The following is a 25712-nucleotide window of genomic DNA, read 5'->3' as shown; positions in this document are numbered from 1 at the left end:
TGTTGTTCTTTTCTATAGCAAATTACTTAGAAGCTGTTGGGTAATCTGTATATCCTTTTGCTCCAGGAACGTAAAATGTACTTTCATCCCACTCTGCTAATTCTAGATGATCTCTAAAACGCTCTACTAAATCTGGATTAGATATAAAAGGCTTACCATAAGCTACTAAATCTGCATAACCATCTTCTATAACTTTGTTTCCTTTTACTTGATCAAAAGCAGAATTTATCATTAACGTTCCGTTGTATAATGGTCTAAAATGCTTTGCAATTTCTTTTACTGCAAACGGAATATTAGATACATCTGTAAACGGTTCTGATAAATGAACGTAGGCCAAATTGTAATCGTTCAATTTTTTAATAATAGACTCAAATGTTGGTATTGTTTCTTCATCCATAGTTATACCAAATAAACCATCTAAAGACGGATTAAAACGTACTCCTATTTTTTCTTGCGGAATAACTTCTTTCATAGCGTCTAAAACCTCAAAAAAGAAACGTGTTCTGTTTTCAATATTTCCACCGTACTCATCTGTTCTTAGGTTAGATGTAGCAGTAAAAAACTGATGAAATAAGTACCCATTAGAAGAATGAATCTCTACCCCATCAAAACCAGCTTTTATAGCATTTGCAGCTGCATTTTTAAAATCTTTAACCGTAGTTTTAATGTCATCTATAGTCATTGCTTTAGGTGTAACAGTATCTTTAAAGCCTTCTGGAGTATAAGATTTTGCATTAGGATTTATAGCAGATGGCGCAAGAGGTAACTCTCCGTTATGAAAATCTGGATGAGACATTCTGCCAACGTGCCATAATTGTATAAAGATTTTTCCGCCTTTATCATGTACACGTTTGGTTACTTTTTTCCAACCTTCTACCTGTTCTTCTGTATGTATACCAGCAGTGTGTATGTAACCTACTGCATCCTTAGATACTTGAGACCCTTCTGTTATTATTAAACCTGCAGATGCTCTTTGCTCATAATAAAGTCCGTGTAACTCGTCTGTAGCTACACTACCTTCGTTATCTGCTCTGCTACGCGTCATAGGCGCCATAACAACTCTGTTTTTTAGGTTTATATTTTTATGATATGGTGTCAATAATTGTTGCTTGCTCATTCTAATGTATATTTTGTTTGTATATACAAATTTACGAGACTGCTTTATCAATTCCATTGACCTATATCAATTAAGATATATTTAACTTTTTTAGTTGCTTACGAACTCTACTTAAGTTTTCCGGAGATACACCTAGGTAATTTGCTATATCATAATTTGGCACTCTATTCTCTATATTAGCATACGTTTCGCAAAATTCTAGATACCGTTCTTGTGTGTTTTTCTCTAAAGAAGACAGTATACGCTTACGTTGTGCAATAGTACTATTTGTTACCAAAAGTCTGTAGTAGCGCTCAAATATTGGCATATTATCATATATTTTTTGTAGGCTGTCATAATCTATAGACAACAATACCGAGTCTTCTAAAACCTCTATATGTAGTTTAGATGGCACTTTATTATAATAGCCATCAAAATCGCCAACCCACCAATTTTCTATTGCAAACTGAATTATATGTTTATTTCCCTTAGGGTCTATATAATATGCTTTTAAACATCCCTTTGTTACAAAATACTTATGTTTAACAATTTGTCCTGGTTCTACTAAAAATTGACCTTTACCAATAGTTATTTCTTTTAAAACTGAAGTAAACTGGTGCAACTCTTCTGCTGTTGGGCTAATATGTTTACTAATATGTTTTTCTATAGATTGATGCATCTTACAAAGATGCTAAAAGCATTGTCTTTAAACAATACCTAGTTGATGGTAAACAATACCTCTATTCTAGTTTACATTTAATTGACCTACTAGAAATTTAGTTCTACAACACACAACTAGCTAACTACCAGGACTTAAGCAGTTTGTAACACATCCTAAAACATTAAAACTACAGGTTTTGAACATTAAATAATGGTCTTAAAAGGTAAAACAATGTTAATTAACAGTAATTTACTCTTATATACGTAAGAATAAACATCATAAATTGCGTAAATATTAATTTAAAATATTTACTATGAAATTACAATTTAAACATGTTTATCTAGCTACAATTGCATTATTAGCAATTGGATGCTCTAAAGAAGCAGAGGAAATTAACGATTCCGAAATTTTAGAAGCTCCAATAGAAATGAGGGCAAACGCCACAAACTTCTATACACCGCCAAGCAGAACAGTGCTAGCAAACAAAGTAAACTTAGTCACAGATTATGGTGTTAACAATAGAGATGCTAATGATGACACAGAAAAATTAAATAAAGCTATTAAAGACCAAGCTAGTTCTGGAGGTGTAGTTATTATACCTAAAGGAAAGTATTATTTTAATAAAATTAGAATGCGCTCTAATGTACATTTAGAGATTGAAAAAGAAACGGTAATTTACCCTACAAAAGGATTAACACCAGCTAGAAACCATAGAATCTTTGATTTTGCTAGTAAAACCGAAACCAAAATTGAGAATGTAAGTATTATTGGTAAAGGCGGAAAGTTTATTGTAGATGTTAGAGGTAACTCTTCTAAAAACATTATTGTAGCAGATGTTGGTGATGTAGATAATTTTAAAATAGCTAACTTTTCTATTAAAGATGAAAAAACGGTATTTGCATCTATACTTATAAGCTTTACGGGTAAACCTGGTAATGCTTGGCCACATAATGGTATTATTGAGAATATAGACCAAACCAATGCACATACAGGTTACGGCTTAATACAAGCATATGCTGCAGATAATATACTTTTTAATAACTTAAGTTGTTCTGGTGGCGTAACTTTAAGACTAGAGACTGATAACCTTGCTATGAAAACCGCTAAAAAAGGAGGCGTAAGAAAAATATTTGCTACTAATATTATTAATAAAAATGGATTAACACCACTTATGTTTTCTCCACACTTTATGGAAAATGGCAAAGTAACTGTAGACGGTGTAACTGCTATTGGTTGCGCGTATGCGGTGCGTGTAGAACACGGATTTATAGAAATTTTTGATAAGCAAAATAGAGCTAGTGGTGATGCTTTTAAAAACTACATAGAAGGTATTTTGGGTGCAGGTTCTGTAGAAATTGTATACAAACGTAACAATGGAAGAACTTGGGCTGCAAGAATAGCTAATGATTTTAGCGAAAAGGCATACAATCACCCTAATGCTACTGTAAACGGTATTAAGCCAGGAAGTTTTAAAAACTCTACTGTAAAAAATGTAAAAGTAACTTACAAAAATACAGGAGCTAAGTTAAAACAAGCTTTTTTACCTTATTTACCTTGTTCAGAATGGTCTAAACTATGTAAACCTGGCCCTACTGGTTTTGAGTATAACGGTCCTTCTTTAGGCGTTACTATAGACAATACCAAAAGTAATAATAGTCTAGGTAATTATAATGTAAACGTAAGTACTTCTAGCGTACAAGGTTTTCCTAATAATTACATTTTAAATGTAAAACATAATACAGCTAAACTTTGTAATAAAGGTGTTGGCACCATTAATTCTTGTAATTAATTTTATTTCTATACCATAAAAAAACAGCTGTTTAAATTAATAAACAGCTGTTTTTAGTTTTGGGGAACGGTTAATTGGGGGAAATAAATTTAATAATATCTTCTTCTTTAATCTCTGGATTTGCACCTTCGCTACCAGCAACCAATGCGCCTACTGCGCAAGCAAAATCTATTGCTTCTTGTGGATCTTTTTCATTAATTAACTTATTAATTAAGGATGCTAAAAACGAATCTCCTGCGCCTACGGTATCTACTACTTCTATTTGGTAACCACTATTGTAATAAAAAACATCATTATAATATAAAATAGCTCCGTGTCGTCCTTTTGTAACACAAATAGACTTGGTATTTGTATGCGCTGCTATAAACTTAATATTCTGCTCTAATGAGTGTGTTTTAGAGTTTATATTTTTTCCTATTTCAAAAATTTCATCATCGTTAAACTTAATAAAGTTAGCTTGCTTCATTAAGTAATTTAAAACATCTGTGGTATAATATGGCTCTCTTAAATTAACATCAAAAATTTTATATTTTGCTAATTTTAAAAGGGTATACAATGTATGTCTAGAATTGCTATCACGCGCAACCAAACTACCAAACACAAAAGCATCTGCAGTTTCTGCTAGAGCTTTGTTTGTATCTGTAAGTTCAATATTATCCCAAGCTCTTGGAAATTTAATATCGTAAGATGCTGAACCTTTTTGGTTAAGCATTACCTTAACTTTTCCTGTCTTTAATGCTGCATTTACCTGTAAATTACTAGCATTTACGCCGTGCTCTTCAATATAAGCTTTAATTTTTTTTCCTTTTTTATCATCACCAATACTACTAATAATAGAGACATTATTACCCAAAGACTGTAACCGTAAGGCTACATTTAAAGGCGCACCTCCTATTTTTTTATGAGTTGGAAAAACATCCCATAAAACTTCACCAAAGCAAACTATGTTCTTCATATTAATTATTGTTTGCAAGGTTATTATTCATCTCAATAACACATTTTTCTACACCATTAGTAGTGATGTTTTTATATGCAGATGTATATGCGTCTACAAAAGGTGTAGCATCTATAAGATTACCAAAAATTGAATCTATTTCTAAAAAAGCTTTTGGATTTTCTTTTGCTGCATTTGCTTTAATATCTAGAATTAGTTTTAGGGCATCTTTAATATTTAAAACCTTTCCGTTTTCATCCTTACCTAAGCTATAAATTGCCCAAGCCGCAACCATAAAAGCAGCCATTTTTATAGATCCGTTTTTCTTTAATTGTGAATTTACCGTTGGTAATATAAAGATTGGGAACTTAGCAGAACTCTCTGAACAAATACGATCTATTTGATCTTTTATATTCATATTACCAAACCTTTCTAGCAACGAGGTTTTGTATTCACTTAAGTTAATACCTTCTAGGTCACCCAGTACGGGAGTTACCTCGATATTCATATAATTATTTAAAAACGTTTTAATGTTTTCGTTATGTACAGCTTCGTCTATCGTAGAATACCCTATTAAAGCACCAAGTATGCCCAATACAGAATGTCCTGCATTAAGTAGGCTAAGCTTCATTTTTTCATAAGGTTCTACATTAGCTACAAATTGTGCTCCTACAGTTTCCCAGGCTGGTCTACCTTCTATAAAATCATCTTCAATAACCCATTGTCTAAATGGCTCACAAACAACTGGCCAAGCATCATCTACACCAGAAGTTTCTTTTAACATTAAGATATCTGATTCTGATGTAGCAGGTGTTATCCTATCTACCATTGCATTAGGAAAAGATACATTTGTTTCTATCCACTTTACCAAATTAGGTTCTGCAATCTTTACATAACTAAGCAACATCCTCTTAGTCATATGTCCGTTTCCTTGGATATTATCGCAAGACTGAATTGTACATCCTTTTAAACCTCTTTCTTTTCTAAGTTTTAAAGCCTGAGTTAGGTAACCAAAAATAGTTTTTGGCGTAAAAATATTTTTTAAATCGTGTTTAATTAATGAGTTGTTAAAATCAAAGTCTTTTGTGGCTTCATTATAATTATAACCACCTTCTGTAATAGTTAGCGTTATAATTTTTACTTCTGGACTAGCCATTTTTTCTATAACTTTTATTGGATCTTCAGGAGCAAATAAATACTCTACTATAGAACCAATTACTTGTTTTTTGTGGGTGCCATCTAACTCCTTAATAATTAAAGTATACAGGCCATCTTGTTCTTTTAAGGTGTTGTATATTTTAGTATCAAAATCTAATAATGCTACACCACAAATTCCCCAATCTGTAATATTCTGGTTATGTAATAACTGATCTGTATAAAAAGCCTCATGTGCTCTATGAAAGCCACCTATACCAACGTGTACTATTCCTGTTTTTAGTTTAGATCTATCGTATTTTGGAATTGAAATTCTCTCTGATATAGCCGAAAGATTCTCACTGTTTAATTTATAATTTTTCATAGAATATTGTATTATTTACTTTCAAATCTTTGAAGCAGTACTGCAAATATGATGATGCCACCTTTTACTACCTGTTGTGGGTAAGATGGTACATTTAATAAGTTTAAAATGTTACCTATTAGTCCTAAAATAAGCACACCCATTAGAGTGTTTATTGCTGTTCCTTTTCCTCCGTTTAAGCTTGCACCACCAATTACAACCGCTGCAATAGCATCTAACTCCCAGGCCATTCCCATATTAGGAGAACCAAGATTTGTTCTAGAAGCAACAATTATAGCTGCTGTAGCTGCTAAAGCTCCAGAAATAGCATAGACTAAAAACTTGTATTTATTTACTTTAATACCAGATAAACGAGATGCTTCTTCATTACTACCTATTGCAATAATTAATCTGCCAAATACATTATACCTAAGCATAACCATTGTTATAATAACGATGATAAAAAATACCAAAGCAATATTTGGTATTCCTAAAGTAGAGTTGTTTGCAAAATTAGACATGTACAAACCTCCGTAGGTTTTAAATGTAATAGGAGATCCTTTAGAATAAATAAAACCTAGACCTCTAGCAATAGTCATTAATGCTAATGTGGCTACAAATGGCGCCATTTTTTGATAAGCAACCAAATAGCCAGAAATACTACCCAACCCAAAACCAATAGCAATTGTAATTAAAATGGCAAGAGGCAATACTACTAAATTGACAAGTATGGCAAAGGTTACTGCCAGTAATGCTACCATAGAACCTACAGACAAATCTATACCTCCTGTTAAAATAACGATTAACATACCAATACTAATAATACCTATTCCAGATACTTGTTTTAGTAAGTTTGATAAATTTACTGATGTAAAAAATACATCTGATATTAGTGCTGAAAATATAAGTAGTAAAATAAATATAAATACAGTATTGTACTTTACTAAAAACTTAAGAATACCACTAGGACTGCTTAATTGCTCTTTTAATGTTAAAGCCATAACGTTAGTTTTTTAATAATTTAATTGGTTATTTTAATGGTTCTCCTATGGAGTAACGCAATATGTTTTCTTCAGAGAATTGATCTTTTTGTAATTCTCCATAAAAAGTACCTTCGTGCATCACAAGAATACGATCTGAAATACCCATAATCTCTGGCATATCTGAAGATATTACAACAACACCAACTCCTTTTTTAGCTACTTCGTTTATTAGTTTATAGATTTCTATTTTTGCACCAACATCTACTCCTCTTGTTGGCTCATCTATAAAAATAACTTTACTATCTATGCTTAACCACTTGGCTAATGCTACTTTTTGCTGATTTCCTCCACTTAGGTTTTTAACATTAACCTCAGAGCTTGGTGTTTTTATATTCAATTTTTCAATTAAACCTAAAACCTTTTTATACTCACTATCTATGTTAATAAAACCAAGCTTGCTAGATATAGATCCAAAACTGGTAACACTAATATTTCGTCTAATAGACAAAGGTAAAAACACACCTTCTTCCTTTCTATCTTCAGAAACAAAACCAATTTGATAACCTGCAGCATCTACAGGAGAATTAATTTTTATTTCTTCACCTTCTAGAAATATTGTTCCGGATTTCTTTTTGTCGGCACCAAAAATAAGTTTTGCTGTTTCTGTTCTTCCACTTCCGCCTAAACCTGCTATACCAACAACTTCTCCTGCTTTAACAGAGAAAGAAACATCATGTACTATGCAGTCTTTACCTGCTAAATTTTTAACCTCAAAAATTGGTTCTTCTCCTATTTTTAAGTCTCTAACTGGGTATAAATCTTTTAATTCACGACCAATCATTAAATGTATTACACTGTCTTTATCTGTTTTAGAAACAGGTACACTTCCTGTATCTATACCATCTCTAAGTACTGTTATGGTGTCTGCTATTTTAAAAATTTCATCTAAATGATGAGATATGTATATTATAGAGATTCCTTTTTCTTTCAGTTTTAAAAGGTTGTTAAACAATTTTTTAATGTCTGTAGGATCAAAAACTGTAGTTGGTTCATCTAAAACCAAAACTTTAGTATCTTCAGATATTGCCTTTGCTATTTCTACTACTTGTTTTTGAACAATACTTAAATCTCTTACGGTAGCAGTAGCATCAATCTTAAACCCTAAAGAATCTAATAACTCTTGTGCGTTCTTAGTTAGTTCTTTCCAATTCATCCAAAATTTACTAGCACCTAATTTGTGTAAATAAATATTCTCTGCTACTGACAAATCTTTAACCAATGACAACTCTTGGTATACTACGTTTATACCAAGAACTTGACCTTCATGCGTATTTTTAGGGTTTATCTCTGCGCCATCTAAGACTACTTTTCCAGAATCTTTTTGGTGTACACCACTTAAGATCTTTATTAATGTAGATTTACCAGCACCATTTTCACCTAGTAAAGCATGTATTTCTCCGTGTTTAACCTTAATGTTTACATCTTTAAGTACAGAAACAACACCAAAACTTTTTGATATCCCAGACATTTCAAGACGGTATTCATTTACTGGCTCTTTCATAGTAATGGATATTTAATTTAAAATAATGCTTTAGGATTGTAATACTTAGCAGCATTTGCTTTTGTAATTAATAACGGAGCAGTAAAAGAAGTTTTATCAAAATCTCTTTTTCCGTTTATATATTCTATAGCGTATTTAACAGCATTTTTTCCTATTTGTACAGGACTATTCATAGCCGTACATCCGTAAAAATCTGTTTCCATAATGTATTTTATTGCTTCTTTTTGACCATCTGCGCCAGCTACAATTAAAATATCATTGGTTTTACCTGCTTGTTTTATTGCTTTAATAGCTCCTAAAACACAAACGTCTGACTCAGTAATTACAACATTAATATCTGGATGAGCCACTAAAATATCTTCCATAGCTTGTAAACCGCCAGCATAAGACCATTCTGTATATGCTTGTGTTTTTATATTTAAGTCTATTTTACCTTGTGTTCTAAGTTGTTCTTCTGTTATACCTTGTAATAAACCTTGCTTACGTTTTTTACCAACAGGGTTACCTGCATTACCACTTAATAAAGCGATGTTCATTTTTTTATTCCCCATTTTTTTTACCAACCACTCACCTGCTAATTCACCGTTTGCTAAATTGTTAGACTGTATTGTAGTTACAAAATCTGCTGAAGGGTTAATAGAGCTATCTAAAATAAAAACAGGTATACCAGCCGCTTTAGCCATTTTTGTTACACCAACTAAGGCATCTGGATCTTTAGGGTTTAATAACAAAGCATCTACACCTTTGGTAATTAAATCTTCTACAGCTGCTATTTGCTTGTTAATATCGTTTTGACCGTCTGCAGATATAAATTCCATACCATTTTTCTCTGTTGTAGATTTTATACTTTGTAGTAATGCTTGGTAGTATGGTGCGTTTAAAGATGGAGTACAATACCCAATTTTTTTGCCTGTTAAATCTAATTTACTATTAAAAATTTCTCCAGAATCTTCCGTGTCGTTTCCGCTAGATTGTGTTGTTTTAATTTCTTCTGCACAGCCAACTACATTTAAAAACAATGCAATAACCAATAGTGGTAAAAACATTTTATTAAAAGTGGCTTTTAAATTTTTAGCTTTCATAATTATTTATGTTTGGTTCGTTTAAAATAAAGTAACATCTAACTGTAGTACAGTTTTTTCTTGTTCAGGGTTCCACATTAATGTAACATCTACAGGAATTTTATAATCTCTTATTGCTAATTTTTCACTAAAAGTTGCTCCAACATTTATAATATTTCCAGAACTTTCTGTGTAGAATGTTTTATCTGTAATAAAAGACCAAGCACCACCTGCAAAAAGAGATAAACTAGAGTTTTTATCTTGCCATACTTTACTACTAACTTCAAAATAGTGTGTCCAAGAATTCTCTAATGATCCGTTTTCTTTTATTTCGTAATCTCCAGAACCACCATTAATAATGGTTGCCAAGTATAGTAACGTATTTGGAGTAACATTATATCCAAAATTTAAATCGACAAAATTATATCCCTGCGTTTTATCGTAACTCCAATAGTGCAACTTATCTCCTCTTTCTTCTACACCTGTGTAATTGTTGTGAGATACAGCTTCAATAAAAAACTTATCAGAAAAACGGTATTTAGTATAAATTGAAAGTTCTTTATAATATGCACTTACATTTTCTCCTGTAGTAGTATTTGCAACATCTACAGTAGAAAAACTAGCTCCTCCCCAAAAACCAAAGGTAAATTTGGTATCCTTTGAGTTGTATTCAATATTTGTTGCAAAAAGAGCACCTGGATGAACTACAAACCCATGCCAAGTATGCATATTCTTTATATGTGCACCTATACTAAAAGGTTTATAATCCTCATTAACCACTTCTTCTTGCGCTACTCCTAAATTTACGCCAAAAAACAATAAGATGGTTGTAGAGGTTAAAAGTAATTTACTTGCCTTTTTTATGCCTAAATCAAAAATACAATCTAACATTGGTCTCGCTATTTTTTTCATAATTATGACTCTAGTTGGGTTATAAATTTACAAACGTCATTTTTACGTTTATTTTTCAAATGTAAATAAAAAAAAACCTAACAACCTAATATTCAGTAAAAATATATACAAATTTAACATAAATCTATATTATTTTGCCTGTTTATTACGGATATAACAACAAGTACAATGTGGTTAATAACGTAAAAAATACGTTTAAAATAAGATTTACTATATTAGCATAATACTAGTTAAGTCAATATTTTAAATACGTTTAGTTATGGAGCCAGAAAAAATATTAAATATATCTGTAGATTGTGTTGTCTTTGGATATGATATAACTACAAAATCCTTGAATGTTTTAGTTATAAAACGTTTTTTAGAAGCTGAAGGAAAAGTTTTGGTAGACGATTATGTTTTAACAGGATATCATGTCTATAAGCAAGAGACATTAGACCAAACGGCAACTAGGGTATTAAAGGAGTTAACAGGCTTAACAGGGCAGTATAAAAAACAGTTTAAGGCTTTTGGTAATCCAGATCGATTGACAAACGAAAAGGATATTATTTGGATTAAAAATGAAGAATTTAACTTAAGAACTATAACAATTGCCTACTACTTTTTATTAAAAACTGAAGATGTAGATGTAAATAAGAACAAATACCAAGCCAAGTGGTTTCCTGTAAACAACTTACCAGAATTAGGGTTCGATCATAAAAAAATTATTGAAGAAGCATATGAAGATTTAAAAATAAAATGTTTGTCCGAACCTATTATTTTTAAACTACTCCCAGATAAATTTACCATAAATGAAGCTCAAGATCTATATCAATCTATTTTAGGAATAGAAATAGATAACAGAAACTTTAGAAGAAAGTTAATAAACAAAAAGTATATAATTGCATTAGATGAGAAACAAGTTGGTGTCTCTAAAAAACCTGCGCAACTCTATATGTTTAGCCTAGATTTGTATGAAAAAATGTTTAAGAAAAACTACCTAATAAACATATAAATAGCTGTTATTAAAATATTAAAAGACTCTATTTTTTACAAATCTATAGAATTCTTTTTTACTTGTATTTGATAAGACTCTTGCGCCCAAATTACAAAATTGTCTATATCTTCTAGAACTAAAGGTGGTACAGTATAGAATGAAGGTAAGGGTGTATTGGTTTTAAATATTTCTATAGGTGACTCCCCTACTTCAATATACTTTTTTACATTAGTATCGTCTATTTTTAAAGAAACAGTATCATTATAAACCAGACCAAACATTAAACCATCAAAAAATAAGCCTACACCACCAAACATTTTTTTAGTGTAAACACCATTCCATTTTAGTAACCGATCTAGTACATAGTCTAAAAAGTCTCCTGAAATTGGCATATCTAAAAACTAGAATCATCTAAAGACTTTCTAATTTGCTCTGCATCCCAATGACCATCAAATTCAACAATACCTCTTTTAAAGTCTTGCTCTAATAGTTTTTCTTGCTGCTCTAATTCTTTACGTGCTTTAAAAATATAATTATCGTCTCCTATTTTACCTTCTTTTGCCAAGCGTCTTAAGCTATCCTCATCATACTTGATAAAATTCTTAATCTGACGTTGTAATGTATATTTTCTAAAGCCCATTTGACTAAGAACTTCACTTGCTAATTTTAAAGAAGTTTCTAATGAATCTCTATAAATATGATCTATCTCCATATTTAAAAACTCGTAAGCAGCATATCGGTTTTTAGCACGTACCATTAATTTTACTTTCGGATATTTACTCTTTACCATTTTTGCCAATTGTTTAATGACATCTGGGTTATCCATAGCACAAATTAAAATATTAGCGTCTGCAATACCTGCCGATTTTAACAAATCTGCTCTTGTAGCATCTCCATAATAAACATTAAAACCCATTTTACGTAAAAAATCTACACGATTAGAGTCGTGGTCTAAAATAGTAGCTTCTACACCGTGTGTGCGTAAAAAACGGCCAATTGTACTTCCATAATGCCCAAAACCAACCAAAATTACTTTTTGTGACTTTGCTATATGGTCCATTGGTCTTTTTATAGATTCTTTAGTTCCTAAACGAGGTAATAGAACACGCTCATTAATCATTCCTATAATTGGTGTAATGGTCATTGTTAATGCCGTTACTACGAGCATAATATCCATTTGACTTTGCTCTAGAATGTTTAATGAAAAAGCAAAAGACAATAATACAAATGCAAATTCTCCTACTTGCGCTAAACTAAAGGTTAGCAACATTCTCTGATTCAATTTTAACTTAAAAACGGCACCAGTAATAAATAAAATTACCGCCTTTAGTACTATTACAGCAACTAAAATACCACCAACCGTTAACGGACTTTTTGCAATTACAATAAAGTTTATTGATGCACCAACAGCCATAAAAAACAAACCTAAAAGTAGATTCTTAAAAGGTTCTAAGGTACTTTCTAACTCGTGCTTAAACTCACTGTTAGATAAAACTACGCCACCTAAAAAAGCTCCTAAAGCAGGACTTAAACCTACTAATTCCATTAACAAAGAAATCCCAAAAACAATGAGTAATGCTGCTGCAATTAATAATTCTCTAACTCCTGTTTTAGCCACTTTACGCAACATTGGTACTATTAAGTATTTACCCGCAATAATAATTGCCACTACTGAGACTAAAATAGATAAGGTTTGTAGACCTAATGGTAAATTTTGAAGCAGACTAGTGTGCCCATCATTGTTTTCTAAAGAAACGCTGCTCGTGTTTGCTAACAATGGCAACATACCAAGCATAAAAATGACTATTATATCCTGAAAAAGTAATATTGAAAATGAAGATTGACCAAAAGTTGTATTTAATAAGCCCTTCTCTTTTATTGTTTGCAAGGCTATTGCCGTAGAAGATAATGCAACTGCCATAGCAAATGTTAAAGACACTTTCCAATCGAACCCAAATAAAATAAATAAGAAGTAGGATAATAACATTGTGCCTGCGACTTGCAAACCTCCCATACCTACGATGGTTTTTCGCATTTTCCAGAAGTTTTTAGGTTCTATTTCTAAACCAATTAAAAACAACATCATTACAACACCAAACTCTGCAAAATGAAGAATATCTTCACCTTCTTTACCAATAAAACCAAGAACATAAGGCCCAATTAACACACCTGCTAACAAATAACCCAGCACAGAACTTAATCCTAAACGTTTGGCTATAGATACACAAATAATTGCTCCTAATAAAAATACAATGGCTTCAAAAAGAATACTACCCGTCATACGTACTTATGTGTTTAATTGTGGAATATCGTTTAAAAAAGAAAAATTACCAACATCGGCTAACTTTAAACCTTGTTGTAATAAACCAATCAACTTATCATACTTATCTGCATAGTCGTGTAATTCTTTATCTTCAATTTTATGCGTTCCCATAATTGTAAAAGGAGGAAGATAGCGCATACCACATAAGTTTGCAGTTTGCTCAAAAGGGCGTAAAAACTCTGTTACAGAAAAGCTATTGGTTCCTTTTTCGCAATACAAAGCTCTAGTACCACCCGTTGTAATTACATTTAAGCATTTTTTTGTGTTCAGGGCATTTCCATTAGGACCATAAGCCCAACCAAACTCTAACACCATATCTATCCATTGTTTCATTAATGGCGGACAGCTATACCAATAGAAAGGGTGGTGCCAAATTATAATATCGTGCGCAGTTAAAAGTTCTTTTTCTGCTTCTACATCTATATTAAAATCGGGATAACGCTCATACAAATCGCAAAACGTTACCCCTTCTTTATCTTTAATTTTGTCTACTAAAATGGAATTCGCCCTAGATTTTTCAAATTTAGGATGAGAAAATAGAATTAGTATTTTTTTCATTTTACGAATTTAGTTGAAAATAATATACAAAAAATGAATATTATTCTCTATATAATTTTATAAAAAAAGTCGCCCTAGAGCGACTTTTTAAGTGGGGAACAGTCTTTAGTATCTTACTAAAAACGACCTTAAAGCGGTTAAGCTTATACTAGAAATCTTACCTAAAAGAAACACCTTTTGTAATAGGTTTAAATCTTAAAATATAAAATGGTTTCGTAGCTATATTTTTGCCATTATTAAAAGCTGCACCTCTATTAACCTGTGCTGCAGATACGTACATATAACCATCTACATGATTGTAACTTACGCCATCTGGCCATACCAAATTATCATCTTTTATCATTGTGTGCACACTACGGTCTTTAGCTAAAACCACAGCTACACTTTTTGTTTCTAATGCAGTTAAATACAGGTTACCATCTTTATCTATAGAGATGCCACCATTATTTGGTTTATCTGAGTAGGTTTCTATCTTTTTATCTAGCTCTACATCTGTAAGTTTCTTATCTACTAGATCTAATGTTTTTACCCTGTATATTTTTGTTCCGTTTAAAGGACCATAATAAATATACTCAAAATTTTCGTCGGCTGTAATACCATCATTACCAATTAACAAATCTTTACCGTTTACTGCTAAATGTTTACCATCTATAACAGTAGGTGTATTTTCTGGTAACGTAGTACGTGTTCCTTGTAAAATACGACGTGCTTTGCCGGTTTTCATATCTACAATAATAAACGCTGCTTTGCTCCCATCTCCACCATTACCAATACCTTCATCTGCTATAATAAAATAACCGTTTTTAGTATCTACCACCATATCGTTAGGTTGTGCAATTGCTGGCACTACCGCTTTTGGCAAGTAATATATACGCTCCAAACTATTGCTATGTGTGTTCCAACCTACTATTTTTGGTGTTACATTGTTACGTTGTGCCATATCTAACATCCAAATAATACCGTTTTCATCATTTCTGACACCCAAAACGTTACTTAAATAATTGTCATCTGTATCTCTCGGAGTATTCCACTCTAGGTTAGGAAATGGTGTTGTTGTATTTGTTTTTTTATCAAACTTAACAACTCTAATTTCTGGTCCAAAAAATGGATGATGACTATATACCAAATCACCATTGTTTGTAAATGTTATATTACCAACAGCTTGATCTACAGTTGCAAAAAATTCTGCCTTTGCTAATGTTTTTTGAGCGTTTGCAGTCATAACTGATAGAATTACAATTAATGTTATTAATTGTTTTCTCATCTTATTTACTCTTTTTTAAGTAATCTGGTAATTCTTTAGACAGCCAATCTTGACGAACAGGAACGTGCACATCTAAATCTACCGTTTTCTCTAATGCCCAAAATTCGTGTGGTACATTCTCTGGAAAAACAATTACTTCTCCACCAGAAACAATAACAAACTCTTCTTTACCATCTATAATAGTCTTAATTTTTACTTTGCCAGACATTATGTAAGTAATTTGCTCGTTTGGATGCTTGTGCCAAGGAATATGTGCACCTTTTTCTAGATTAAAAATGGTCATTTGTCCTTTTTGACCGTGAAACCATTTACGTTGTATACCTTCTCCAATAGTTTCAGATTCCATATCATCAAAATTGAAATGCTGTACTTTAGAAGTGGCTAAAGAATCTATTGTATTTACCTGTGCATTTATTGTATTACTAGCAAAAAATGCTGTTACAGCTAGTGCTGCTATAATTGATTTGAAATTCATTTTTCTATTTATATATTTCGTCAGTTCCAGTGAAATTCGTTCTCATAATTTTGTATCGAGAACCATTCTAAGTGTTATGTTTAAAACATAGATCTTGTAAAGATTTGACATCTTCTATTGGAAGATTCTCTTTATAACCTATTGCTTTCATCTTAGCTTATTTTTGTAATAGATTATATTTCAGTAAAAATTTCATTTTCTGCTAATCTAGATTTTGGAGTTTTTTCAGTTGAATTAAAATCTGATTCTGCTCTATATCCTAAAGAAACAGCAACTAAAGAAGTATAACCTTTTTCTCTTAATCCAAATTCTTCATCTAATACTTTTACATCAATCCCCTCCATTGGAGTTGCATCTATACCTAAAGTTGCAACACCTAATAAAAAACTACCAATGTTAAGATAGACTTGTTTTTCCATCCAATGTTGAAGATCTTTTAAATCGTATTTATGAATACCGGCGAATGCCTTAACAGCTCCTAAAAATCCTTTTTTTATATCTTCATTTGGAAATCTTCCATTTTTATCTTCTGTATCAGCTATATGTTGATAATACTCATCATCAGCATCAATTTTTGAACAAAATAATACAACAGCTGAAGCGTTAGTTACTTTTGACTCGTTAAAACTAAAAAAACCTTGTGTTCCTTTTGCTATACGCGCTTTTCCTTCTTTAGTTTCAGCAACGATAAAGTGCCAAGGTTGTAGATTTACACTCGAAGGACTCATTCTTAATAAATTTTTGACTTCAGTCATATCTGCATCAGATATTTTCTTGGTTGTGTCATATTCCTTTGTTGTATATCTCCAATCTAAAGTTTCTTGTAAATTCATTATTATATGTTTTAAAAAGTTGTTTTGTTAATTTTATACAAAGCTAAAAATAGTACCCCTTCTTTTAGAGTAAAAAAAAAGGTGATATTGGTACAAATAGAGGTTTTTAAATGATATAATCTTAAACTTTTATTAAAAAAAGCAAAATAGCACCTTAGAAACTGCTATTTATACCAAAAATGGAGACTTAATCCTTTTTTAATACAAAGTTAAAGTTTACTTAACCAACCCATCTAAAGGTTAAATTAATTCTTGGCCGAATTTGTTTTGTAGTTTTTGGTATTTTATGCTTCCAATTGTCTTGGGTAGCACCTTGCATTAAAAGCAGACTTCCGTGAACTAAGGGAATATCTATGCGTTTTAAATCTTTACGTGTAGTATGTTTTAATTGAAAAGGTCTTGTTGCCCCAAAAGTAACCGAAGCAATAACCGTATTTTTACGTTGCTCTCCTTTATAGTCTTGGTGCCAATCTACGCTATCTTTACCGTCTCTATAATAATTAAGCAAACATCGTGTAAATTTTACATTTACCTCCTTCTCTATTCGCTCTTTAATAAAAAGTAAATCAGTAGTCCATAAATGCATTTTACTTTCCGTGTTTGTGTATTTAATATCCTTGGTAACATCTCCAAACCAAGCTGTTAATCTAGGGTAATCTACATTTTTACCGTGAATTGTAATTTGTTCTTGTTGCCAAGATGTATTTTTTAGTAAGCTACTATATAAATTGTTACTTTCTTCTATACTAAAGAAATTCTCGAATAAAACAACATCAGCTCCCGGTAAATTAAATTCTGTTTTACGGACTTCATCTGTTGAAAAAAGTTCTATTTGATTAAATAAATCCATCTCTTTTATTCTAAATCATTTTTTATTTTAATCGAACTAAAAAATAAACAATACTATGAGTAAATTTATGTTAACACACTTTATTTCCACTTAATATTACACCCCATACTTGGCTTCTGGCCTACATTTACTTTATTCCCTGCTATTAAAGCATCTAAAGCATTTGTTAAATCTTTACCTGTTGGTTGCCCCATTCCTGGTCTAGTTTCATCAAAACGACCTCTGTAAGCACATTCTAAATCCTTATTAAACACAAAAAAATCTGGTGTACATTCAGCTTTATAGGCTTTAGCAACATCTTGAGTTTCATCATACAAATAAGGGAAAGTATATCCTTCTTTTTTGGCTATTTCAGTCATATATTCCGGTGCATCTTGCGGATAATTAGCTACGTCATTACTACTTATAGCTATAAAATTTACACCTTTTGCTTGGTAAACATTTGCTAGTTCTACTAATTTTGAATTAATATGATGTACAAACGGACAGTGATTACAAATAAAAACAACCACAGTTGCTATATCTGATTTTAATTCTGATAAGTCTACAGTTTTTCCTGTTACTGTATTTAATAAAGAGAAATTGGGTGCTTTCGCTCCCAATTCCATCATATTTGAATATGCTAAAGACATACTATTTCTATTTTATATTATTATTTTAGGCGTAAAAATCAATCTATCTTCTAATGTTTTTTCAAATTATCTTGCAGCTATAATCTTCCAAAGAGCAACACAGCTTATCTATTATCTTCTGTAATATTAATATTTCTTTTGATCTCTTTATGTCATCCAGTACATAAATTCATTAAGCACTAAATTACCACACAAATATTCTTGCACAACATTTTCTTTCTTTGGTACATTAAATGGATACTTATGTACTTTTAAAGGTTTACAACACAAAAATAATACTTGATATTTCATTTTTTTCTATTTTAGCCTTAAATTTTTATTAAATTATACCAAAATGCAAGTACTAGAAGCATATAAACCTTTTGAAATACAAGAACTAGAATTAACAGAATGGAAACAACGCCCTGTTAAAAACAATTTTTTTGAACTTGTTTTAATTAAAGACGGAGAAGGTACACAATGCATAAACTATAATGATTATAACTACACTAAAGGAAGTATGTTTTTACTGCCTCCTTTAAAATGCCATTCTTTTACAATAAAAAAACCTACCAAGTTTGTGTTTTTAAAGTTTACAGATTCATTTTTTAAAAATATTAACCGAATTACCATAGATAGGAATGAATGGTTTAAAGAAGCATCTTACATCCTATCTAATTACAATCAACTACCTGGAGATATTATTAAGAACGATATAGACCGTAACCATTTAGAAAACTTAATTGGTATGATTTTGCAAGAATCTAGAAACTATGGTAACGAATCTATAAACCTTGTAACCAGTTTAATGACTAGTATATTAGAAATATTGATTAGAAATATTAAGAAGAGTACTTATTTTGAAGTTCCTAAGAATAACTCTGATGACAGAATTACTAAAATGCTAACTTATATTAATGAAAACATTGATAAAACAGAATTGCTAAAAGTTGAAAACTTAGCAGCTGTTTTTATGATGTCGCCAACCTATGTTAGTGAGTTTTTTAAAAAGCAAGTAAATATGCCTTTACGAGAGTATATTATCAAAGCAAAACTAAAATTAGTAGAAATAAGGCTTCTAAACTCAGATTATACACTTACACAAATTGCAGATGATTTAGGCTTTACAGATGTAAGCCATTTATCTAAAACTTTTAAACGTTATGCTGGCACTTCTATACGCGAGTTTAAAAATAACGGTGAATATATGTTACTTAAAAGAGGATCTTGCGCTTCTGCCAGAACCTAAATAAGACTTAAAAAATAAAATCCCAAAACATAAGTATATTTTGGGATTTTACATATTATATTATAGTTAGTTATCTAGATATAACTATCTTTTGTTTTGTAGATTCACCGTTTCTTTTAGCTAATTCTAATACATACATACCTTTCTCTAAAGAAGATACATTTAGTTTGCCATCGGCTACATCTTTTCTTAAGACAATTAACCCTTGCAAATTATAAACCTTAGCCTGCACATAATTTACATTGCTAATATTTATAATAGTACTTGCTGGCATAGGAAACAATGTTAATTCTGCTTCGGCTTCACTTGTTTGTAAGGCTCTTGCTGCATTTGCAGCTTTTGCAAAAGTTAATCTATTTAAAGACCAATATTCATTAGCTGTAGCAGATACATTAATCTTTAATATGCCATTAGTAACAACAACATTATTTAATACCGCATTTTTATATTGTGCAGTAGCAGTAGATACTGTTGCCTTTTTATTTCCTGTACTAATAGAATTATTTTTACGTGGTCCTAAACGATCTCCAAAAGTAGCCGTAACATTATAAGTTCCGTTTTCTACAGCAAATTGTAATGTTCTTGTTGTACCCAAACCATATGCAAAATCTCTGTTTAAATCATTAGTACCATTAAAGCTACCTCTATCTGCGTAATTAACGCCGTTTTTATTTGTCCAAATGTTATCATTAAGACCATATGACACTCTTGTATAATTAGGAAACAAAGTAGAACTAGTAGAGCCAAAATCATAACTCCCAGAACTTACAGCTCCTTGGTTACTTCCATTACCAGAATTAACAGGCTTGTAAACTCTTATCCAATTTACAAGTAAATTATTGTTGTCAAAATTATTTATTTCAGTATCTGTAGGAGATCTATAAGCTTCTGCTTGCCAACTTTGATCTTCAACATTAATAATAATATCCATTTCTTTTGTTAATCGTCTTTGATTATTTAAATAGTTAAATGGATCTATAACACTTATATTAGATTTGTTTTTTGCATCGTTTAAACTTGAAGCAATATTCATTTTCTGGTATCCGTTTTCTTTAACCAACTGCCCATTAACACCTGTACTTGTTACCCCTGCAGGATATGTATACTGCCAAGTACCATCTCCTAACCTTGTTTGCACAGCAGTATCATCTAAAACACGTACCAATTGTCCGTCTACAAAATATTCTAATCTTGTAGGTGAAACCCAATTAACCCCAATTCTAATTACTTTACCTCCCCATTGACTAACTCCATTTTTTTGAAACCAACTATTAAAATCTGCTGGCTGGTAATCTTTAAAGTTTGGAGGTCTAATAAACACATGGTGACTTAAATGAATTTTAGATGCAAAAAAGCCATTTCTGTTGTCGTTTCCAGGTCCACCGTAACACTCAATCATATCTATTTCTTGGGTGTCATCCGGACTCAACAACCAAATGTCAGATGCTAAAGATGAGTTCATTACTTTAATACTAGCTTCCACAAAAACAGGATACTTTACCCTTGTTTTATTTGTAATACAACCTGCTCTTGTTTCTGGTCTAGAAATTAAACTTCCGCTAGACCCTACAAAAGATTTAGTTGCTCCAGTAATTCTTGATGCCCACATATTTAGGTTTCCTCCAGAAACAGCTACGTGATCTTGTCTCCATACTGTAGGTCCTGGTCCTGGCCAGTTATTAGGTTGACCATTAGCTTGATTGTGAAATTTATTATACCATTTTTTATTGTTTGCGGGTCCAAATTCTGTAACACTAGTAGACGGTAAAAATTGATAATTAAAATCGTCACTAGCTTGGGCTTGTAGCTTCCACACTTTTCCCGAACCAGCATTTGCTGGTATGGGTATGTTATCCCAGTCGTACTGAGCATTAACAATTAGTAATTGAAAGAACATAAAAATCGATAGTAGGCTAATCTTCTTCATAAAAAATGTAATTTAAGTATTGATTAAAATTATTTCTTAGTTGAAAATTTATATCCTGGGGAAACAGACTAAATTTATTTTGGAGCTAAACTACATTTTAACAAGAAAAAGATGATAGATATACACTAGACAAATACTCAACAATTAAATTACTAGCTTTTTAAAAGCTATGTATTTTATCGATGAGTCGTTGAATTACATAAGAAAAATAAAAAAACAAGTAAAAACTTACACAAACACAAGATTTCTTACTAAATTTTAATTTTAAGAATAATTGATAACTTATAGAATACGTATAAAAGCAAAAAAAGGTTGCCTTTTTACAAGCAACCAATTTCTTAAAAGTGGGGTTAGTGTTTAGTATGTCTAGTCCTCAATAGTTACATTACCTTCTTCATCTGAAGAAAAGTTAACTTCGTAAAAGTTAGTAACTATATTACGTCCTTCAATAGACTTATTATCTGGTTTTGTTACGTGCAACTCAAAATCTGCAGTAACTTTATTTGTTTTAGGATCTACACTTAAATAGTATTTTCTTACTTGGTAGTTTTTAACTTCTATTTCTTCGCTAACTAAAGTAACAGCTTTATCTATGTTTGCCATAATTGCATTTACATCTATATCACTAATTTTTAATTTTCCTTGAGCATTCTTTATAAAAAACTCACTCTGAAAATTTTTACTTCGCAACTCTTCGTCCTCTAGAATAGTCTCTGTATAATTTGTTTTACTTTTATAAGTTCTAGAATATAATTTACCATCTTTAAGATAGTTAACTTCTATTGAACCTAAATCAGAACTTAAATCTTCTGATGAGTTTAAACGTAATTTATGTATTTCTAAATCTGGTCCAAAAGAACTAACCATTAACTCTTTTGCTTTTGCTAGACCTTCTGGTGTAGATATTCTAATTGTTTCTTCTCCACTTCCTCCGCAAGAAGTAATAAGTACAAGCATAAATACTGATGCAATTTTCCCTATAATTTTCATATTATTTAGTTCTTTTATTTACAACAAAACTATTATAATAGAGGTTTTTAAAGAAACTAGAATGTAAATCTGTAGCTATCTAATGTTTATTTAGATGGATTAGGTCAATTTTCGTTTTTTTCTATTTAATCTAAGACTTACTAAACAAACAATAATGCTGTTCCAAATATAAAACCAACTACAAACCCAAGAACAACCTCTTTAGGTGTATGCCTTTTTAAAACTAGTCTAGACCAAAGCACTACAATTGTAAAAGCCCCCAATAATACTCCTAATTCTAGATTAACTTTACTAATAGCTAAAGCCAAGTATATATTAATGGCAACGTGCATAGATACCTTAATATAAAAATTAATACAAAAAGAAACTAGTAATAAAAGTGTAGCTAACCCAAAGCTTGCTACAATATGTTTAGGCTGATTAGTGTACATTAAAAAGGTTAATGTTAACACCATTAAGGGTATAACAAATATGTATAAAGATTTACGCTGCTTTTTATTAGACACATCTAAATCTGTATATTTCCCTCTTCTTTTTCCAATATACACCCAAGATATTAGGACTAAGGAAAAAAGTCCAAAAACAATAGATAATGTGTTAGAAAACGCTGCTTTTTCTTGTCCTAGATTAAAAAATAAAATCAGGAAAAAAAATAACAACAACGGATGCCCTATGATTGATAAAAACTGAGCAATTTTAATTTTCATTTAAACGATTTATTAAAACAAATATAACTTTATTTGTAAAGTAGTGCTAACAAGTAATCTTTCTTCTACATTTTCTGTAAAATGGATACAAATTCTAAAGACATAGATTTACAAATTATAGGTTATGCAAGTACTCCATTTCTATGGACAAAGCAAACTGTTTTAGATTTAAAACAATTAGAATATAAAGAACAAAACAACATTCCGTTTAACGAGAGTATACCTATAAACTTACGCCTAGGCAAACGAGTTGAGCGCTATGTAAGTGCAGAGCTAAAAAATAACAAAGCTATAAGTATACTAGCAGAGAACATACAAATACAAAACGACAAACTTACTATTGGTGAAATAGATTGTATTTTAAAACAAGATAATAGATTATATCACGTAGAAATAATTTTTAAGTTTTATTTGTTTGATGCAACTGTTGGTACAACAGAACTAGAACATTGGATTGGCCCAAACAGAAATGATACTCTTATAAAAAAGCTAACCAAATTAAAAGAAAAACAACTACCACTACTCTACAACATACATACAAAGCCCACTTTAGACGCTTTAAATATAGAAGCAAATGAATTAGAGCAACGTGTATTTTTTAAAGCACAGCTATTTACACCCTACAAAAGAAAAACAACAGTTTTTAATACTTTAAATGAAGATTGTGTACAAGGTTTTTATATTAACGTTAAAGAGTTGGGTCAATTTAACGATTGTAAATTCTACATTCCGTCTAAAGTTAACTGGTTGCAAAACCCACAGACACAAGTTAATTGGCTACAATACAACAATTTTACCTCTAAAATACACACCCTTGTAGACGATAAAAAATCGCCTTTATGTTGGATAAAATTCCCTAATGGCAAATTACAAAAATTCTTTGTTGTTTGGTGGCAATAAAAAATAACAGAAAATTATGATTTTATCTCGTTGTTATGTTTTAGTTTTGCTGACTTAATTATCAAGAATCTCAAAAAGAGATAGCAACCTGCAGTAACGAGCAAGGTGCTAAAGCGATAAGCCAATACTTTGGAACAAACGTTAATTGTAATCCCTAATATTTGTCTTATACATCTTTTTGTTATTCTATAAAACAATAGAAATGACAACTGTTAAAAATAATTCACCAAGTTTTACTGCACTACTTCCTTTATTTGCATTTGTGTTTACGTTTTTAGGCGTAGGTATTTATCAAAACGATTTTTATGCATTACCAGCTCCTATTGCTGTAATTGCAGGTATAATAGTCGCCTTTTTACTGTTTAAACAAAGTATAAATTCTAAAATTAATACACTTTTAGAAGGCTGCGGAGATAGTAAAATACTAACAATGTGCCTTATTTACTTACTAGCTGGTGCTTTTGCTGCAATAACAAAAGCAACAGGCAGTGTAGATGCTATTGTAAATTTTGGATTAGATTACATAGCCATACAATATATCTATTTTGGAATCTTTATTATAGCATCGTTCTTATCTGTTTCTACAGGAACCTCCGTAGGCGCAATAGTAGCACTAACACCTATTGTTATAGGTTTTGCAGACAAAGGTGGCGCATCTTTACCTGTACTTTGTGGTGCTCTTTTAGGAGGCTCTATGTTTGGTGATAATCTATCTGTAATATCTGATACTACAATAGCCGCAACACAATCTTTAGGCGTTAAAATGAGTGACAAGTTTAAACAAAACATAAAAATTGCGTTACCAGCCGCAATACTAACTATTGCTATTTTAATTTTTAAAGGTACAGCACTAGAATCTAACAGTTTAGAAGATGTATCTTATACATACTCAATTCTAAAAATAACGCCTTACATATTGGTTATAACATTATCTATAATAGGTGTAAATGTATTTATTACGTTACTTTTAGGTGTAATTTTTGCTGCTCTATTAGGTGTTTTTTATGATGATTTTACAATTATAGAATCTACTAAAATTGCATATACTGGATTTACGAGTATGACAGAGATTTTTCTACTTTCATTACTATCAGGTGGTTTAGCCTCATTAGTGGCTAAAAATGGCGGAATTGACTATATTTTAAACAAAATTAAAACCTTAATAAAAAGTAAAAAATCGGCGCAATTTGGTATTGCTACTCTTGTAAGCACTGTAAATATGGCTATTGCAAACAACACTGTTTCTATTATTATTTCTGGTTCTATTGCCAAAACTATTAATGATGAATATAAATTAGACAATAAAAGCACAGCATCTATACTAGATATCTTTGCCTGTATAACACAAGGTTTACTGCCTTATGGAGCACAGGTTTTAATGATTTTAAGTTTTTCTGACGGAAGTTTAACATATGCAGATCTAATTAGTAACACTTGGTATTTACTGTTGCTCTTAGTCTACACTATTCTTTACATAACCTTTACCCCATTTAAATTGAAGAAAACTAGCATAAATTAAAGGATCTACTCTTTTAAAACTTAGCTAAAAAGTTATCT

General features: G+C 31.0%; 25 protein-coding genes and 1 riboswitch. Of the genes, 5 read left to right on the top strand and 20 right to left on the bottom strand.

The annotated features are described in order from the left end of the window. Nucleotides 1-22: 22 nt before the first annotated feature. The gene (locus BT107_RS02505) at nucleotides 23-1117 is read right to left on the bottom strand and encodes an alkene reductase (protein WP_072302175.1); all 1095 of its coding nucleotides are present in this window, start codon (nucleotides 1115-1117) and stop codon (nucleotides 23-25) included. 70 nt (nucleotides 1118-1187) lie between these two features. Next, entirely contained in the window at nucleotides 1188-1775 is a 588-nt protein-coding gene (locus BT107_RS02500; RefSeq protein ID WP_072302174.1) for a Crp/Fnr family transcriptional regulator, read from the bottom strand. A gap of 295 nt (nucleotides 1776-2070) precedes the next feature. Here BT107_RS02500 and BT107_RS02495 point away from each other — a divergent pair, with 295 nt between their 5' ends. Further along, nucleotides 2071-3546, top strand: a complete 1476-nt coding sequence (locus BT107_RS02495; RefSeq protein WP_072302173.1) for a glycosyl hydrolase family 28-related protein — start codon at nucleotides 2071-2073, stop codon at nucleotides 3544-3546. A gap of 70 nt (nucleotides 3547-3616) precedes the next feature. Here the strand turns inward: BT107_RS02495 and BT107_RS02490 are convergent, their stop codons facing one another. From BT107_RS02490 to BT107_RS02465, 6 genes are read right to left on the bottom strand one after another with little or no spacing between them, the layout of a single operon-like run. After that, nucleotides 3617-4501, bottom strand: a complete 885-nt coding sequence (locus BT107_RS02490) for a carbohydrate kinase family protein (protein WP_072302172.1) — start codon at nucleotides 4499-4501, stop codon at nucleotides 3617-3619. Between the two features lies 1 nt (nucleotide 4502). Then, entirely contained in the window at nucleotides 4503-5999 is a 1497-nt protein-coding gene (locus BT107_RS02485; RefSeq protein WP_072302171.1) for a mannitol dehydrogenase family protein, read from the bottom strand. A gap of 11 nt (nucleotides 6000-6010) precedes the next feature. Next, on the bottom strand, nucleotides 6011-6979 hold the full coding sequence (locus tag BT107_RS02480) for an ABC transporter permease (protein ID WP_072302170.1): 969 nt from the start codon (nucleotides 6977-6979) through the stop codon (nucleotides 6011-6013). 28 nt (nucleotides 6980-7007) lie between these two features. Continuing rightward, a complete protein-coding gene (locus BT107_RS02475; protein ID WP_072302169.1) occupies nucleotides 7008-8522 on the bottom strand; it encodes a sugar ABC transporter ATP-binding protein in 1515 nt (504 codons plus the stop codon). 17 nt (nucleotides 8523-8539) lie between these two features. Further along, the gene (locus BT107_RS02470; RefSeq protein WP_072302168.1) at nucleotides 8540-9604 is read right to left on the bottom strand and encodes a substrate-binding domain-containing protein; all 1065 of its coding nucleotides are present in this window, start codon (nucleotides 9602-9604) and stop codon (nucleotides 8540-8542) included. A gap of 21 nt (nucleotides 9605-9625) precedes the next feature. Then, entirely contained in the window at nucleotides 9626-10495 is an 870-nt protein-coding gene (locus BT107_RS02465; RefSeq protein WP_072302167.1) for a hypothetical protein, read from the bottom strand. Between the two features lie 259 nt (nucleotides 10496-10754). Here BT107_RS02465 and BT107_RS02460 point away from each other — a divergent pair, with 259 nt between their 5' ends. After that, the gene (locus BT107_RS02460) at nucleotides 10755-11486 is read left to right on the top strand and encodes an NUDIX hydrolase (RefSeq protein WP_072302166.1); all 732 of its coding nucleotides are present in this window, start codon (nucleotides 10755-10757) and stop codon (nucleotides 11484-11486) included. Between the two features lie 35 nt (nucleotides 11487-11521). Here the strand turns inward: BT107_RS02460 and BT107_RS02455 are convergent, their stop codons facing one another. The 9 genes from BT107_RS02455 to BT107_RS17480 all read right to left on the bottom strand — a co-directional run bounded on the left by BT107_RS02455 (nucleotide 11522) and on the right by BT107_RS17480 (nucleotide 18694). After that, nucleotides 11522-11860: a TfoX/Sxy family protein gene (locus BT107_RS02455; RefSeq protein WP_072302165.1), complete on the bottom strand. Its 339-nt coding sequence runs from the start codon at nucleotides 11858-11860 to the stop codon at nucleotides 11522-11524. Between the two features lie 2 nt (nucleotides 11861-11862). Further along, on the bottom strand, nucleotides 11863-13749 hold the full coding sequence (locus BT107_RS02450) for a monovalent cation:proton antiporter-2 (CPA2) family protein (RefSeq protein WP_072302164.1): 1887 nt from the start codon (nucleotides 13747-13749) through the stop codon (nucleotides 11863-11865). A 6-nt stretch (nucleotides 13750-13755) separates the two neighbouring features. Next, nucleotides 13756-14349 carry a glutathione-regulated potassium-efflux system oxidoreductase KefF gene (gene kefF / locus BT107_RS02445; RefSeq protein ID WP_072302163.1) on the bottom strand — a complete coding sequence of 198 codons (594 nt, stop codon included), beginning with the start codon at nucleotides 14347-14349 and terminating at the stop codon, nucleotides 13756-13758. Nucleotides 14350-14506: 157 nt separating this feature from the next. Beyond that, nucleotides 14507-15613: an L-dopachrome tautomerase-related protein gene (locus tag BT107_RS02440; RefSeq protein WP_072302162.1), complete on the bottom strand. Its 1107-nt coding sequence runs from the start codon at nucleotides 15611-15613 to the stop codon at nucleotides 14507-14509. A 1-nt stretch (nucleotide 15614) separates the two neighbouring features. Beyond that, entirely contained in the window at nucleotides 15615-16088 is a 474-nt protein-coding gene (locus tag BT107_RS02435; RefSeq protein ID WP_072302161.1) for a cupin domain-containing protein, read from the bottom strand. 173 nt (nucleotides 16089-16261) lie between these two features. Next, a complete protein-coding gene (gene nfsB / locus BT107_RS02430) occupies nucleotides 16262-16921 on the bottom strand; it encodes an oxygen-insensitive NAD(P)H nitroreductase (RefSeq protein WP_072302160.1) in 660 nt (219 codons plus the stop codon). Between the two features lie 220 nt (nucleotides 16922-17141). Continuing rightward, nucleotides 17142-17771, bottom strand: coding sequence for an alpha-ketoglutarate-dependent dioxygenase AlkB family protein (locus BT107_RS02425; protein ID WP_072302159.1), 630 nt, complete (start codon nucleotides 17769-17771; stop codon nucleotides 17142-17144). An 80-nt stretch (nucleotides 17772-17851) separates the two neighbouring features. After that, nucleotides 17852-18403, bottom strand: a complete 552-nt coding sequence (locus BT107_RS02420) for a thioredoxin family protein (protein ID WP_072302158.1) — start codon at nucleotides 18401-18403, stop codon at nucleotides 17852-17854. Nucleotides 18404-18550: 147 nt separating this feature from the next. After that, entirely contained in the window at nucleotides 18551-18694 is a 144-nt protein-coding gene (locus BT107_RS17480; protein ID WP_170854689.1) for a hypothetical protein, read from the bottom strand. A gap of 43 nt (nucleotides 18695-18737) precedes the next feature. On the opposite strand from BT107_RS17480, the gene BT107_RS02415 reads away from it, so the two are divergent. Further along, nucleotides 18738-19631, top strand: coding sequence for an AraC family transcriptional regulator (locus BT107_RS02415; protein ID WP_072302157.1), 894 nt, complete (start codon nucleotides 18738-18740; stop codon nucleotides 19629-19631). Between the two features lie 70 nt (nucleotides 19632-19701). On the opposite strand, the gene BT107_RS02410 is transcribed toward BT107_RS02415, so the two are convergent. From BT107_RS02410 to BT107_RS02400, 3 genes are all read right to left on the bottom strand, one after another. Continuing rightward, nucleotides 19702-21558, bottom strand: a complete 1857-nt coding sequence (locus BT107_RS02410; protein WP_084639082.1) for a T9SS type A sorting domain-containing protein — start codon at nucleotides 21556-21558, stop codon at nucleotides 19702-19704. A 366-nt stretch (nucleotides 21559-21924) separates the two neighbouring features. Then, nucleotides 21925-22548 (bottom strand): hypothetical protein, encoded by a 624-nt coding sequence (locus BT107_RS02405; RefSeq protein WP_072302155.1) that lies wholly within the window; start codon nucleotides 22546-22548, stop codon nucleotides 21925-21927. 140 nt (nucleotides 22549-22688) lie between these two features. Beyond that, the gene (locus tag BT107_RS02400) at nucleotides 22689-23255 is read right to left on the bottom strand and encodes a phosphatase PAP2 family protein (RefSeq protein ID WP_072302154.1); all 567 of its coding nucleotides are present in this window, start codon (nucleotides 23253-23255) and stop codon (nucleotides 22689-22691) included. An 81-nt stretch (nucleotides 23256-23336) separates the two neighbouring features. On the opposite strand from BT107_RS02400, the gene BT107_RS02395 reads away from it, so the two are divergent. Next, entirely contained in the window at nucleotides 23337-24155 is an 819-nt protein-coding gene (locus BT107_RS02395; RefSeq protein ID WP_072302153.1) for a DUF1853 family protein, read from the top strand. 53 nt (nucleotides 24156-24208) lie between these two features. Next, nucleotides 24209-24304, top strand: a riboswitch (SAM-I-IV-variant riboswitch). A 53-nt stretch (nucleotides 24305-24357) separates the two neighbouring features. Next, nucleotides 24358-25674: a Na+/H+ antiporter NhaC family protein gene (locus BT107_RS02390; protein ID WP_072302152.1), complete on the top strand. Its 1317-nt coding sequence runs from the start codon at nucleotides 24358-24360 to the stop codon at nucleotides 25672-25674. Nucleotides 25675-25712 lie beyond the last annotated feature (38 nt).

Source organism: Cellulophaga fucicola, assembly GCF_900119145.1.
GTDB lineage: Bacteria > Bacteroidota > Bacteroidia > Flavobacteriales > Flavobacteriaceae > Cellulophaga > Cellulophaga fucicola.
The sequence above is the reverse complement of the archived record's forward strand: the minus strand, read 5'-3'. Positions and strand labels throughout refer to the sequence as shown.